This window comes from Janthinobacterium sp. BCJ23, assembly GCF_059617945.1.
Genome location: NZ_JCAQAW010000005.1, coordinates 251777 through 266319, shown reverse-complemented (window position 1 = coordinate 266319; position 14543 = coordinate 251777). Strand labels below are relative to the sequence as shown.

At 63.3% G+C, this 14543-nt stretch carries 12 protein-coding genes; 5 read left to right on the top strand and 7 right to left on the bottom strand.

What is annotated here, in order from left to right:
* Positions 1–2: 2 nt before the first annotated feature.
* From AC54AG_RS18140 to AC54AG_RS18125, 4 genes are read right to left on the bottom strand one after another with little or no spacing between them, the layout of a single operon-like run.
* Positions 3–173 carry a hypothetical protein gene (locus AC54AG_RS18140; protein WP_157814714.1) on the bottom strand — a complete coding sequence of 57 codons (171 nt, stop codon included), beginning with the start codon at positions 171–173 and terminating at the stop codon, positions 3–5.
* On the bottom strand, positions 170–1633 hold the full coding sequence (locus AC54AG_RS18135) for a DUF4178 domain-containing protein (protein ID WP_496631168.1): 1464 nt from the start codon (positions 1631–1633) through the stop codon (positions 170–172). The genes AC54AG_RS18140 and AC54AG_RS18135 overlap by 4 nt, the downstream gene beginning before the upstream one ends.
* A 21-nt stretch (positions 1634–1654) precedes the next feature.
* Complete coding sequence (locus tag AC54AG_RS18130) at positions 1655–2689, bottom strand: SPFH domain-containing protein (RefSeq protein ID WP_152251544.1); 1035 nt, start codon at positions 2687–2689, stop codon at positions 1655–1657.
* Positions 2690–2720: 31 nt separating this feature from the next.
* A complete protein-coding gene (locus AC54AG_RS18125) occupies positions 2721–3107 on the bottom strand; it encodes a DUF350 domain-containing protein (RefSeq protein ID WP_034752720.1) in 387 nt (128 codons plus the stop codon).
* 60 nt (positions 3108–3167) lie between these two features.
* On the opposite strand from AC54AG_RS18125, the gene AC54AG_RS18120 reads away from it, so the two are divergent.
* Positions 3168–4679 carry a polyamine aminopropyltransferase gene (locus AC54AG_RS18120; protein WP_413774550.1) on the top strand — a complete coding sequence of 504 codons (1512 nt, stop codon included), beginning with the start codon at positions 3168–3170 and terminating at the stop codon, positions 4677–4679.
* Positions 4679–6310, top strand: a complete 1632-nt coding sequence (locus tag AC54AG_RS18115; protein WP_496631166.1) for an NAD(P)-binding protein — start codon at positions 4679–4681, stop codon at positions 6308–6310. Before AC54AG_RS18120 ends, AC54AG_RS18115 begins: the two co-directional genes overlap by 1 nt.
* A 68-nt stretch (positions 6311–6378) precedes the next feature.
* Here the strand turns inward: AC54AG_RS18115 and mmsB are convergent, their stop codons facing one another.
* The 3 genes from mmsB to chvE all read right to left on the bottom strand — a co-directional run bounded on the left by mmsB (position 6379) and on the right by chvE (position 10263).
* Positions 6379–7596, bottom strand: a complete 1218-nt coding sequence (gene mmsB / locus AC54AG_RS18110) for a multiple monosaccharide ABC transporter permease (RefSeq protein WP_496631165.1) — start codon at positions 7594–7596, stop codon at positions 6379–6381.
* A complete protein-coding gene (gene mmsA, locus AC54AG_RS18105; RefSeq protein ID WP_319992010.1) occupies positions 7586–9127 on the bottom strand; it encodes a multiple monosaccharide ABC transporter ATP-binding protein in 1542 nt (513 codons plus the stop codon). Before mmsA ends, mmsB begins: the two co-directional genes overlap by 11 nt.
* A 113-nt stretch (positions 9128–9240) precedes the next feature.
* On the bottom strand, positions 9241–10263 hold the full coding sequence (chvE, locus tag AC54AG_RS18100; RefSeq protein WP_223278970.1) for a multiple monosaccharide ABC transporter substrate-binding protein: 1023 nt from the start codon (positions 10261–10263) through the stop codon (positions 9241–9243).
* Positions 10264–10692: 429 nt separating this feature from the next.
* Here chvE and AC54AG_RS18095 point away from each other — a divergent pair, with 429 nt between their 5' ends.
* From AC54AG_RS18095 to AC54AG_RS18085, 3 genes are read left to right on the top strand one after another with little or no spacing between them, the layout of a single operon-like run.
* Positions 10693–11853 carry a fumarylacetoacetate hydrolase family protein gene (locus AC54AG_RS18095; RefSeq protein WP_496631163.1) on the top strand — a complete coding sequence of 387 codons (1161 nt, stop codon included), beginning with the start codon at positions 10693–10695 and terminating at the stop codon, positions 11851–11853.
* 27 nt (positions 11854–11880) lie between these two features.
* Positions 11881–12648 (top strand): D-xylose 1-dehydrogenase, encoded by a 768-nt coding sequence (gene xylB / locus AC54AG_RS18090; RefSeq protein ID WP_496631162.1) that lies wholly within the window; start codon positions 11881–11883, stop codon positions 12646–12648.
* Positions 12645–14432 (top strand): IlvD/Edd family dehydratase, encoded by a 1788-nt coding sequence (locus AC54AG_RS18085; protein ID WP_496631161.1) that lies wholly within the window; start codon positions 12645–12647, stop codon positions 14430–14432. Before xylB ends, AC54AG_RS18085 begins: the two co-directional genes overlap by 4 nt.
* The last annotated feature ends 111 nt before the right edge of the window (positions 14433–14543 follow it).

The following is a 14543-nucleotide window of genomic DNA, read 5'->3' as shown; positions in this document are numbered from 1 at the left end:
GCTTATTTGTGGCTGCCGCCGCTGGAGCCGCCGCCATAGCTGCCGCCGCCGCTGCCCGTGCGCGAACTCCAGCTGCTGCCGCTGCTGCTGCCGGCCACCTTGAACATGCGGACCCAGTTGGCGGCCGTGACACTGAAGGTCACCATCAGGGCATAGATCACGTATTTACTCATGGGGGATTCTTTGCATTCTTGTCGAGAAAAGCGGCAGGCAGGAACAGCGCCAGGCAGCCCAGCAAACTCCACATCAAGGTACTGGAGAATGAGACGAACATCGGGATCGCATTCAGCACCAGCACGATGACGATGAAGACCTTGGCGATGCCGCGGTGGCTCAGCTGGATATTCCGCACCCGGTCGCCGCCATGGAAGGCGGCGCCGAACCAGGCGGCCATCTGGTCGTAGGCGACGGGCACGGAGCGCGACCAGGTCATCTCCTCGCCGGTGATCTCCGCCGCCAGTTTGGTCTGTCCCTGCTCGAATTCATGCACATGCGTGCTGTCGCCGACGGCCACCTTCCAGTTGAAGGCGCCCGCCGCATACACGACCTGCGAGCCGTAGTCATACAGTTTGCGATAGGTGGCGCCATCGAGCGTGCAGGTATCGGCGTCCAGCGATGCCCAGTTGGGCCAGTTCGGCAGCACGTTCGAGCGCGACCAGCCATCGTCCGTCTCCACCAGCCAGAAGAAGCCGGCGCGCGCGTTGTACAGCAGGTATTCGTTCCACTCGCTGCCTTCGTCGTCGGCGCGGCGCATCATGCCAATCACCGTGAAGTCCACATTGCTGATTTTCGCGCTGGCACCCAGTTCCAGGGAGATGTCGGCGTTGTCGTGCACTTGCTTGCCGATGGCCAGCACCTGCGCTTCCGGGCCGCTGGCGTCGAGCTGCGCGTGGCAGGCGGGGCACACCAGCTGCGCCGCCGCACCGGGCACATAGTGGATGCCGCTGCCGCAGGACGGGCAGTCGAGCGCATCGAGCTTGCCGCGGTACTTGCCGGCGCTCTTGGCAATGGCGTCGTCGTCGCGCAGCAGCTGGCACTGCAAGCCATCCAGGGTGACGGCGACGCCCTGGTAGACGACCGGTTGCGGGCCATCCGTGTAGTCGAGCGTGACAAAGCTGGCGTAGTTGCGGAAGTCCGCTACCTGGATGCGCCAGCCGGCGCCCACCTTGAACGGCAATTCGCCCTGGCCGGCGATGCATTCGGCGTTGCGGATCTCGGCCGCCGTGTACGGCTCGCCGCAGATCGTGTAGCGCTTGCCCGGCGCCAGCTCGCCAAAGACGGGTAAGGTATCTTGCGTGCTGCGCTCGCGCGTCAAGGTGTACAGGCCGGACGAATCACCCAGCCATGCCGTGCTTGTATCGTCGAACAGCAGATACCACTCGTTCCACGTGCCGGCGCTGTAGCGCTGCTGGATGCGGCCGACGACGGTGAAGTGCACGCCATCGTGCACGCCGGCCGTGCCGATCTGGATCGGCGTATAGTCTTCCAGGACGGCCGACATCTTGCCCATGTCCCTGACGGAATCGGCGTCCTTGAGGATGGTGCTGTGGCAGTACTCGCACACGGCGAGCACGGAAGCGTGCGAGCGGAAGCGGACTTCCGCGCCGCAGCTGGGACAGGAAACAGTTTGCATGCAGTCGTATTTCGCTAATATTTAGCCGATCAGTTTTTTCAGCAGTTCAGCCTTGGCGCCATCGTAGTCGGCCGGCGAAATGAGACCCTTGTCGAGCAGGCCCTTGAGTTTTTCCAGGCGCGCCTCGATCGGTTCTTCCGCGGGGGCAGGCGGCGCCGCCGGCGCCGGTGCCGGCTGCTGCAGCGCACCGCCCATGCTTTGCGCCATCACCTGGCCGATCGACAGCCCGGCGCCCAGCCCCGCACCGATGCCGGCCATGCCGCCTTCGTTCTGCGCCGCCAGCGGGATCGCGTTGGCCACCTGGAATTTCGTGTAGCCGCTCATCTTGTCGGCGCCCAGGCCGCCCTTCATGCCGGCCGAGATGCGCTCGTCGAGCGCCGCCTGCAATTCCTCGGGCAGGCTGATGCTGGCCACGTTGAATTCATCGAGGCCCACGCCATAGCGGGCAAACGCCTGCGCCAGGCCATCCTTGACTTCCTGCGCCATCAGCGCCTGGTTGGCCGCCATGTCGAGGAAGGGGACGTTCGCGCCGCCCAGCGAGCTGGCCATGCTCGACATCAGAATGCCGCGCAACTGGTCTTCCACCTCGTCGCGCGTATAGACTTCGCGCGTACCGCTGATCTCGGTGAAGAAGGTGCGGGCGTCGGCGATGCGGTACGAGTACATGCCGAAGGCGCGCACGCGGATCATGTCGAAATCCTTGTCGCGGATGGTGATCGGCTGCGGCGTGCCCCACTTGCGGCCAGTCTGCACGCGCGTGCTGAAGTAATACACGTCCGACTTGAATGGCGAGTCGAACAGCTTGTCCCAGTTTTTCAGGTTGGTCAGCAGCGGCAAGGTTTGCGTCGTCAGCTTGTGCGTGCCGGGACCGAAGACGTCGGCGATCTTGCCTTCATTGACGAAGACGGCGACCTGCGATTCGCGCACATTCAGGATGGCGCCGTTCTGGATCTCGAAATCCTGCATGGGGAAGCGCCAGGCCAGCACGCCTTCCGTCTCTTCGTTCCACTGCAGTACGTCGATAAACTGCTTCTTGATAAAGCTGCCGAGGCTCATGATGAATGTCCTTGAAAAAGATAAAGCGGTGTCAGGAAATGCAGGCGGCGTTGATGGCGCCGATCGACAGGGCAATGGCGCCCAGCAGGCCGCCGAAAGCGCTGTTGTTCGATTCGATCTGGTCTTTCGACATGCGCAGCAAACGCGTGGTCACCACATAGGCGAGCAATTGCACCACCATGGCGCCGAAGGCCCAGGCAAAGAATTGCTGGTAGTCGGCCGTGTGCATCAGGGACGAGGCGATGGTGGCGGAAAAGCCCAGCAGCGCGCCGCCCAGCGACAGGGCCGCCGCGTGGTTGCCCTGGCGGATCAGCAGCACTTCGTTATACGGCGTGACGCGCGTGTAGATGATAAAAAAGGCAATCAGCAGCGCGGCGGCCAGTATAAGATGGATCAGATAGTTTAGGATGGCGGGCACGGCTTTCCTCGCAATGAGTATTTGATAACGTCAACGCATATTAGAACAAAAAAAAGTCCAATGAACAAAAAGATTCTGATTTTGTCCGTCTTCGTGGTCGCTTCCTGCGGCCTCGCGTATGAACTGATCGCTGGCGCCATGTCCAGCTACCTGCTCGGCGACTCCATCCTGCAGTTTTCCACCATCATCGGCTGCTACCTGTTTGCCATGGGCGTAGGCGCGCACTTTTCCAAGTACGTGAAGGACGACGACGTGCTCTCGCGCTTCGTCGACATCGAACTGGCCGTGGGCCTGATCGGCGGCCTGTCGGCCGCCATCCTGTTCATGACGTTTTCGTGGATGGCGGCGCCATTTCGCACCTTATTGTATGTGATGGTGTTCCTGATCGGCGCACTGGTCGGCATGGAAGTGCCGCTGGTGATGCGCGCCCTGAACACGCGCCAGACGGAATTTTCCGAACTGGTCAGCCGCGTGCTCACCTTCGATTACCTTGGCGCGCTGGCCGTTTCCCTGCTGTTCCCGCTGGTGCTGTCGCCGTATCTGGGCCTGGTGCGCACGGGCTTTTTGTTCGGCATGCTCAACGTGGGCGTGGGCCTGTGGAGCATCTATGTCTTCCGCGCGGAACTGAAGAACCTCACGGGGCGCTTGCTGCGCGCCTGCGCCGTGATGCTGCTGCTGATCGCCGGCTTTGCCATGTCTGACCGCATGGTGGCCTGGGGAGAACATGGCCTGTTCGGCGACCAGATCGTGTATTCCACCACCACGCCCTACCAGCGCCTGGTGATCACGCGCTGGAAGGACGATACGCGGCTGTACATCAATGGCAATTTGCAGTTTTCCTCGCGCGACGAGTACCGCTACCACGAGGCGCTCGTGCATCCGGTGCTGGAAGCCTTGCCGTGGGCGCGCCGCGTGCTGGTGCTGGGCGGCGGCGATGGCCTGGCCCTGCGTGAAATCCTCCGTTATCCACAGATCGAACACGTCACCGTGGTCGACCTCGACCCCGCCATGACGGCCGCGTTTACCACGCGCCCGGAACTGGCGAAGCTGAATAACAATTCGTTCTCGGACAAGCGCGTCACCGTCGTCAATGCCGATGCCGCCGTCTGGCTGCGCAACAACGGCGACATGTTCGATGCGGCCATCGTCGATTTCCCCGACCCATCCAGCTTCGCGCTCGGCAAACTGTATTCGGTGCCATTTTACGACCTGGTGAAAAAGCACCTGGCCGCCAAGGGCTTGATGGTGGTGCAATCGACGTCGCCGTTCTTTGCGCCGCACGCCTACTGGACCATCAATTCGACCCTGCGCGAAGTGGGCATGCGCACCTGGCCCTACCACGCCTACGTGCCCTCGTTCGGCGAATGGGGTTTTATCCTCGCCTCGCCGCAACTCGACTACACACCGCCGACGAAATACCGCCTGCCCATGCGCTACCTGAATGCGGACACGACGCGCGAGATGTTCATCTTCCCGCCCGACATGCAGCCGCTGCCGATGGCGCCGAACCGCCTGAACACCCAGTCGCTCGTGCATGAATTCGAGCAGGACTGGAACCGGGTGATCCGCTGATGCAGCGCCGTTCCTTCATGCTGTGGGCCGCCGGCGGCACGGCGGCGGCCGCCGCTGGCATCGGCAGCATCGCCGCCTATCTGCGCTGGCAGGAAATCACGTCCAGGGTGCTGTACCCGGGCCGCAGCGAGGGCCACTATTTGCGTGAGCTGCTGCGCGAGCGCAAGGCGCTGCCGCCACCTTCACGCATCTTGCGCACCGACGTGGCCATCCTCGGCTCGGGCATCGCCGGCCTGACGGCCGCCTGGCGGCTGAATAAACTGGGGCACAAGGATTTCCTCATGGTCGATGGCCCGCAGCCGTATGGCAACGCGGCCGGCGGCCACTTCGGCGATCTCGCTTATCCCACGGGGGGCCATTACCTGCCGCTGCCGTCGCCCGAATCGACGCATGTGCGCGAGATATTGTTCGACCTGGGTATCATCGAGCGCGATCCGCAGGCGGAAAAGCCCACTTACGACGAGCGCTACATCCTGCATGCGCCGGAAGAGCGCTTGCTGTTCAACGGCCAGTGGCAGGATGGCTTCATTCCCACCGAAGGCATCTCTGCCGAAGAACTGGCGCAGCACGAGCGCTTCTTTGCCGACGTGCGGCGCCTGCGCCAGGCGCATGGCAACGACGGCAAGCGCGTCTTCGTTTTTCCTACCGTGGAATCGTCGCAAGACCCGGCCTGGCAGGCGCTCGATACCATCACCTTAAAACAGTGGATGGAGCGCGAGGGATACACCTCGCCCACCTTGCACTGGTATCTGAATTACTGCTGCCGCGACGACTACGGCACGCGCTACGACCAGGTCTCGGCCTGGGCCGGCCTGCATTACTATTGCAGCCGCTGGGGTCAGGCGGCCAACGCGGGCAATGGCGCCTGGCTGACCTGGCCGGGCGGCATGCAGCCGGTCGCCACGGCCATGGAGCAGGCCTCAGGTGTCCAACGCCATGCGGGTACGGTGGTTTCCCTCACGACGACGGCCAGCGGCGTGGAGGCGCTGTGCCTGGAGCTGGTCGATGGCCAGCCGCGCACCTACTTGGTCAAGGCGCGCAAGGCCATCTGCGCCATGCCGCTGTATGTCGCGGCGCGCGTGGTGGACAACATCGCCGCCTATGGCTTCGACGCGAAACGCGACACGCCCGCGTATGCGCCGTGGATGGTGGCCAATTTCCTGCTCAAGCGTTTTCCTGACGAACTGCCGCACGCACCGCTGTGCTGGGACAACGTCGTGTACCAGGAGCCTGGCCTCGGCTATGTCGTCTCCACGCACCAGGACATCCGCGTGCGCCCGCCCGAGAAAACCGTTTTCAGCGCCTACGTGGCCTTATCTGACCGCACACCGCAGCAAGCGCGCAAGTGGCTCGATACGGCTAGCCCCGAAGAATTGCTGGCGCTGGCCAGCGTCGATTTGAAGACGGCGTACGGGCGCGATTTCGCCAGCTGCGTCGAACGCGTCGACATCACCGTGCGCGGCCACGCCATGGCCGCACCGTTGCCGGGATTTCGCAGCAATGCGGGGCTCAAAGCCTTGCGCGAACACGATGGGGCGATCCTGTTCGCGCATGCCGATCTGTCGGGCTTTTCCGTATTTGAAGAGGCCGCGTGGTGGGGCGACAGGGCGGCGCAGCTGGCGATCACATAAATGAAAAAGGCCGGCGCAAGCGCCGGCCAGAGCCCCCTAAGGCTCGAACCTGTGCTTCCTTGTTCTTCTCATTTATTTTTATTAATGACGTCGATGAACACGGCCGCCAGCAGCACCAGGCCCTTGATCACCTGCTGGTAGTCGATACCGATGCCCATGATGGACATGCCGTTGTTCATCACGCCCATGATGAAGGCGCCGATGACGGCGCCCATCACCTTGCCCACGCCGCCCGAAGCCGAGGCGCCGCCGATGAAGCAGGCGGCGATCACGTCCAGTTCGAAGCCCGTGCCCGCCTTTGGCGTGGCCGTGTTCAGGCGCGCCGCGAAGATCAGGCCGGCCAGCGCGGCCAGCATGCCCATGTTGACGAAGGTGTAGAAGCTGACCCGTTCCGTCTTGATGCCGGACAGGCGCGCCGCCTTCTCGTTGCCGCCCACGGCATACACGCGGCGGCCCAGCACGGTGCGGTTGGTAATGAAGGTGTAGGCGACGATGAGCAGCGACATCACGGCCAGCACGTTGGGAAAGCCGCGGTACGACGCCAGCAGATAGCTGAAATACACCATCACGGCGGCGAAGACCGCGTTTTTCAGCAGGAAGAAGGCGCGCGGCTCGTTTTCCATGCCGTGCTTCAGTTGCCTGGCGCGGCTGCGCAGCGAGGTGAAGATCAGCGCCGCGGCGGCGATCACGCCCAGCAGCAGTGACAGGCCGCGCAGGTTTTCGCCGCCGAACGGGTCGGGCAGGAAGCCCGAGCTGAGCATCTGGAAGCCTTCAGGGAAGGGACCGACCGACTGGCCTGCCAGCAGCGCCAGGGTCAAGCCTTTGAAGACCAGCATGCCGGCCAGGGTGACGATGAAGGACGGGATCTTGAAGAAGGCGACGAAATAGCCTTGCGCGCCGCCGATGACGGCGCCGGCCAGCAGACAGAGGATGCTGGCGGCGACAAAATTCATGTTGTAGTTGACGATCAGGACGGCCGCCAGCGCGCCGACGAAGCCGACCACCGAGCCGACGGACAAATCGATATGGCCGGCCACGATGACCATCAGCATGCCCAGCGCCATGATGACGATGTAGCTGTTTTGCAGCACCAGGTTGGTCAGGTTCAGCGGCTGCATCAGGGTGCCGTCGGTCATGTACTGGAAAAAGCCCATGATGACGATCAGCGAAAGCAGCATGCCGTAGTCGCGCATATTGTTCTTCAAAAAGCCGGCATAGCTTTTCGCTTGCGGCGCGGCCGCTGGCGCTGCTGCTGCCGGCGCGCCTGCTGTCAGTTTATTGTCCATTGTTTTCTCCGTGTGTAACGATCGCGCGCATGATTCGCTCCTGCGATGCTTCTGCCGCGCTCAATTCTGCCGCAAAGCGGCCTTCGTTCATGACATAGATCCGGTCGCACATGCCCAGCAATTCCGGCATTTCCGACGAGATCATGATGATGCATTTGCCTTCGGCGGCCAGGTCGCTGATGATGCTGTAGATCTCGTATTTGGCGCCCACGTCGATGCCGCGGCTCGGTTCATCGAGGATCAGCACGTCGGGGCGCGAAAACAGCCACTTCGCCAGTACCACTTTCTGCTGGTTGCCGCCGGACAGATTGACCACCTTCTGCGCCACGCTAGAGCAACGTGTCTTGAGCTTGCGGCGGAACTCCTCGGCCACGCTGAATTCACGCTGCTCGTCGATCACCATGTGCTTGGAAATCGCATCGAGGTTGGCCAGGCTGGTGTTCTTCTGGATGTCTTCCTCGAGGATCAGGCCCAGGCCCTTGCGGTCTTCCGTGACATACGCGAGGCCATGTGCGATCGCCTTGCCGATGGTGCTGACGTCGATTTCCTGCCCATTCTTGAGCACCGTGCCGCTGATGCGCTGGCCGTAGGCGCGGCCGAAAATGCTCATCGCCAGTTCCGTGCGCCCGGAGCCCATCAGGCCGGCGATGCCGATGATCTCTCCCTTTTTCGCATGCATGTTGATGCCTTTGATGACGGGGCGGTCGGCATGCTCGGGGTGGAAGACGCGCCAGTCGCGCACTTCGAAAATGGTCTCGCCTATCGTCGGCGTGCGCGGCGGATAGCGGTCGGCCATTTCGCGTCCGACCATTTTTTCGATGATGCGGTCTTCGCTGACGGGTTCGATGCGGCAGTCGAAACTGTCGACCGTGTTCCCGTCGCGCAGCACCGTGATGGCATCGGCGACCCTTGAAATTTCATTGAGCTTGTGCGAGATCAGGATCGAGGCGATGCCCTGGGCTTTCAGGCCCAGCAGCAGGTCGAGCAGTGCCGCGCTGTCGCTTTCGTTCAGGCTGGCCGTCGGCTCGTCGAGGATCAAGAGCTTGACGTCCTTGCATAGCGCCTTGGCGATCTCGATCAGCTGCTGCTTGCCCACGCCCAGGTTGGTGATCAGGGTGTCAGGTGACTCTTTCAAGCCGACTTTGTGCAGCAGTTCGCGCGTCTTGCCTTGCGCGTATTCCCAGTCGATGACGCCCATGCTGGACGGTTCGTTGCCGAGGAAGATATTTTCGGCGATCGACAGCTGGGGCACGAGCGCCAGTTCCTGGTGGATGATGATGATACCGATTTCTTCGCTGTCCTTGATGCCGCGGAAGTGCCGCGTCTGGCCCAGGTAATCGATGTCGCCCGTATAGCTGCCATGGCCGTAGACGCCACTGAGCACTTTCATCAGGGTCGATTTGCCGGCGCCGTTTTCGCCGACGATGGCGTGGATCTCGCCGCTGCGTACCCGCAGGTTGACATTGTCGAGCGCAACGACGCCCGGGAATGTTTTGCGTATCCCGCGCATTTCCAGGATAGTGTTCGTCATATAACCTCTCTGGCACGGCCGCGCTGGTCGGCATCGGTCGTGCTGCAGTCTTGTTCTTGATAGTGCGTGAAGCGAAAGGCCCGGCAGGGCCGGGCCTTCAGTACCTTGGATGCTTATTTCACTTGCGCTTCCGTGTAGTAGCCGCTGCCGGTGACGAGCACCTGCTTCCAGTTCGCCTTGTCGACGGTGACCGGTTTCAACAGGTAGGACGGCACGACTTTCACGCCGTTGTTATAGGTCTTCGTATCATTGACGGTCGGCGTCTTGCCGCTCATCATCGCGTCGACCATGTTGGCCGTGACCTTGGCCAGTTCGCGCGTGTCCTTGAACACGGTCGATGCCTGTTCGCCGCGGATGATCGATTTCACCGACGGGATTTCCGCATCCTGGCCCGTCACGACGGGGAACGGCTGCTTCGGCGTGCCGTAGCCGACGCCCTTGAGCGAGGACAGGATGCCGATGCTCAAGCCGTCATATGGCGACAGCACGGCGTCGACGCGCGCATTGCCGTAGTAGGCGCTGAGCAGGTTGTCCATGCGGGCTTGCGCCACGGCGCCATCCCAGCGCAGGGTGGCGACCTTTTCCATGCCCATCTGCTTCGAGCGCACCACCAGCTTGCCGCTGTCGATGTAGGGTTTGAGCACCGACAGTGCTCCGTTGTAGAAGAAGTGCGCGTTGTTGTCGTCGGCCGAGCCGCCGAACAGTTCGATATTGAACGGGCCCTTGCCTTCCTTGAGTTTCAGCGCCGATTCGATGTAGCCCGCTTGCAGCACGCCGACCTGGAAGTTGTCGAAGGTGGCGTAGTAATCGATGTTTTTCGTGCCGCGGATCAAACGGTCATACGAGATGACCTTGATGCCCTTGTCGGCCGCTTTTTGCAGCACGTTCGACAGGGTGGTGCCGTCGATGGCGGCGATCACCAGCACCTTGGCGCCCTTGGTGATCATGTTTTCCACCTGCGCCAGCTGGTTCGGGATATCGTCGTCGGCAAACTGCAAGTCCGTCTTGTAGCCGCGCTCCTTGAATACCTTGACCATGTTGTCGCCGTCGGCGATCCAGCGCATGGACGATTTGGTTGGCATCGAGATGCCGATTGCGCCCTTGTCTGCGGCGCTTGCCACGGGCATTACCGCCATGCCGGAGATGGCCAGCGCCAGGCTCGCGGTCAGCATTTTCATTGTTGTTTTCATTTCAGGTCTCCACCGTCTTCGATAGTTGAATGTGCCAGGGCCGTCGTCCAGTGGGCGGGCTCCGTGCGAATGGCCGATTGCAGGCCACGGCTGATACTAGTTTGTCCATCCATCCCTCACCAATCACTTTTTTCGCATTGGTGATATCCAAAACGATATCGATGGGTCAATTGATGCAATGCGCCATGGCGCGCCTTCCCGCCTGCGCACAGGGCGGAAACCGGGGCCGCGCGGCGGCTTTTTTTGGTGCACTGCAATACCAATAATCATCATTCAATTTGGTGATTTTCGTAATTGCGGCGACACAGGGCGGCGCGCAGAATCGGTCCGAACTTGAACACCGGCCATCCCGTCACGACCTTTTGAAAGCTTGCCATGCAGCCGATTTCCCCCGCCTCTTTGTTGCCCGCCGACCTGGCGCAGGCCCTCCTTGTCGGCCGCATCTGGCGTGACGGCCCCTGCGTCGTCGCCGTGCGCGGCGGCGAAGTGGTCGACATCACGCAGACGGTGGCGACGGTGGCCGAGCTGTTCGAACGCAGCGATGCGCTCGATATCGTCCGCCATGCGCCCGGCATCGCGCTCGGACCCGTGCAGTCGCTGCTGAAGCAGGCGCTGGCCGCGCCGGCCGGCGAGCCGCTGCTGCTGGCGCCGTGCGATCTGCAGGCCGTCAAGGCATGCGGCGTGACTTTCGCCGTCAGCCTGCTCGAACGGGTCATCGAGGAACAGGCGGGCGGCGACGCGGCGCGCGCGGCGAGCCTGCGCACCGCCCTGCAAATGACATTGGGCGGCGACCTGTCGGCACTGAAGCCTGGCTCGGACGCGGCGCAGCGTTTGAAACAGCAGCTGCAACAGCGCGGCGCCTGGTCGCAATACATGGAAGTGGGCATCGGCCCCGATGCGGAAGTGTTTACCAAGGCGCAGCCGATGTCGTCGGTGGGCTGCGGCGCGCAGGTGGGCTTGCTGCCATCGTCCGCCTGGAACAACCCGGAGCCCGAGATCGTCCTGGCCGTCAACAGCCGTGGCGAGGTGCTGGGGGCGACCTTGGGCAACGACGTCAACCTGCGCGACATCGAAGGGCGCAGCGCCCTCTTGCTGGGCAAGGCCAAGGATAACAACGGCTCCTGCGCCATCGGCCCCTTCATCCGCCTGTTCGACGAGCACTTCACGCTCGACACCGTGCGCGAGGCGGAAGTGTCGCTGCTGATCGAAGGCGCGGACGACGGCTTTGTGCTCGAAGGCGCCAGCTTCATGCGCGAAATCAGCCGCGACCCGCTCGACCTGGTGCGCCAGACGGCAGGCCAGTACCACCAGTATCCGGACGGCTTCATGCTGTTCCTGGGAACCATGTTCTCGCCCGTGAAGGACCGCGGCGCGCAGGGCGGCGGCTTTACGCACCACCTGGGCGACCGGGTGACGATTGCCAGCGCTGCGCTGGGCGCGCTGGTCAACGAAGTGCAGCGCTGCGATGCGATTGCCCCCTGGACGTTCGGCGTGCGCGCGCTGTACCAGAACCTGGCCCAGCGCGGCTTGCTTTGATCCGATTATTTTAAAAAGAGAGACACCATGCAGCATGCAATTTATTCCAGCCTGGCCGGCAAGCGCGTCGTCATCACGGGCGGCGGCACCGGCATCGGCGTGGCCATCGTCGAGGCGTTCGCGCGCCAGGGCGCCCACGTCACCTTTCTCGATATCGCCCGCGAGGCGTCGCTGGCGCTGCAGGACAAGCTGGCCCACCTGCCGCAGCCGCCCGTTTTCCGCTATTGCGACCTGACGGACCTGGGTGCCCTGGCCGCCACCTTCGCCGAGATCGCACACAGCGCGGGCGCCACGGATATCCTCGTCAACAATGCGGCCAATGACGACCGCCACGAACTGCAGGACGTCACGCCCGCCTACTGGGACGAGCGCATGGCCGTCAACCTGCGCCACCAGTATTTCTGCGCCCAGGCCGTGGCGCCCGCCATGCGCGCCAAGGGCAGCGGCGTGATCCTCAACCTGGGGTCGATTTCCTGGCACCTGGCGCAAGCGCGCCTGTCGATCTACATGACGGCCAAAGCCGGCATCGAGGGCCTGACCCGCGGCCTGGCGCGCGACCTGGGCGTCGACGGCATCCGCGTCAACTGCATCATTCCTGGCGCCGTGCGCACGCCGCGCCAGGAAAAGCTGTGGCATACGCCGGAAGCGGAAGCCTTGATCCTGCAGGGCCAATGCCTGCAGCTGCGCGTGGAGCCGGAAGACGTGGCGGCGCTGGCGCTGTTTCTCGCGTCGGACAACGCGGCCAAGTGCGCGGGACGCGAATACTACGTCGACGCAGGCTGGTACGGCGCATGAGCACCGCAGGCAAACACCAGGCGCGGCGCTTCCGTTCGCAGGACTGGTTCGACAATCCCGACCACATCGACATGACGGCGCTGTACCTCGAGCGCTTCATGAACTACGGCATCACGGCCGAAGAACTGCGTTCGGGCCGGCCCATCATCGGCATTGCGCAAAGCGGCAGCGACATCAGTCCCTGCAACCGCATCCACCTGGAACTGGCCCAGCGCGTGCGCGACGGCATCCGCGACGCGGGCGGCATCCCGATGGAATTCCCGCTGCACCCGATTTTTGAAAATTGCCGCCGTCCCACGGCCGCGCTGGACCGCAACCTCGCGTATCTGGGCCTGGTGGAGATTTTGCACGGCTACCCGATCGACGCCGTGGTGCTGACGACGGGCTGCGACAAGACCACGCCGGCGCAATTGATGGCCGCCGCCACGGTGGACATTCCTGCCATCGTGCTGTCGGGCGGCCCCATGCTCGACGGCTGGATGGACGGCGAACTGGTGGGTTCCGGCGCCGCCATCTGGAAGGGCCGCCGCCAGCTGTCGGCCGGCTTGATCGACAACGACAAATTCCTGCAGATCGCCGCCGCCTCGGCGCCATCGGCCGGCCACTGCAACACCATGGGCACGGCATCGACCATGAATGCGCTGGCCGAGGCGCTGGGCATGTCGCTCACGGGCTGCTCGGCCATCCCCGCGCCGTACCGCGAGCGGGGCCAGATCGCCTATGAAACGGGGCGCCGCATCGTCGCCATGGCGCATGACGACGTGCGCCCGTCGAGCATCCTCACGCGCGAGGCGTTCCTGGACGCGATCATCGTCAACGCGGCCATCGGCGGCTCGACCAACGCCCAGCCGCACCTGATGGCCATGGCGCGCCATGCGGGCGTGGAATTGAACTCGAGCGACTGGATGGAACACGGCTACGACGTGCCGCTGCTGTTGAACATGCAGCCGGCCGGGAAGTATTTGGGCGAGCGCTTCCACCGCGCCGGCGGCGTGCCGGCCGTGATGTGGGAGCTGCAGCAGGCGGGCTTGCTGCATGCGGACCGTTTGACGGTCACGGGCCAGACGATGGCGGCGAACCTGGCTGGCCGCGAAAGCGCGGACCGCGAGATGATCCGCCCGTTTGCCGCGCCGCTGAAGGAAAAGGCCGGTTTCATGGCCTTGCAGGGCAACCTGTTCGACTTCGCCATCATGAAGACCAGCGTGATCTCGCCCGCTTTCCGCGAGCGTTACCTGTCGCGTCCCGGCAGCGAAGGCGTGTTCGAGGCGCGCGCCATCGTCTTCGATGGTTCAAGCGACTATCACGCGCGCATCAACGACCCTGCGCTCAACATCGACGACAGCTGCATGCTGGTCATGCGCGGCGCAGGTCCCGTGGGCTGGCCCGGTTCGGCCGAAGTGGTCAACATGCAACCGCCCGACGCCTTGCTCAAGGCCGGCATTCTGAACCTGCCGACCCTGGGCGATGGACGCCAGTCGGGTACGTCGGATAGTCCTTCGATCCTGAACGCGTCGCCGGAAAGCGCCGTGGGCGGTGGCCTGGCGCTGCTGCGTACGGGCGACATCATCCGCGTGGACTTGCACGGTGGCCAGTGCGACATGCTGGTCGATGCGGCTGAACTGGCGCGCCGCGCCAAAGAGCTGCCGCCGCCCGTCAACGACAGCGCCACGCCATGGCAGGAAATCTACCGCGCCAGCGTGGGCCAGCTGGAAACGGGCGCCTGCATGGAGCTGGCGCTGAAATACCGCGCCGTGGGCCAGACCCTGCCGCGCCATAACCATTGATGTAGGTCGGCTTAGCGCTCCGCGCGTAAGCCGACACCACCACAGACATAAAATTTTTCAGCAGTACCCGCAGTTAAAAAACGTTGTTAATAACATCCACTAGGAGACACA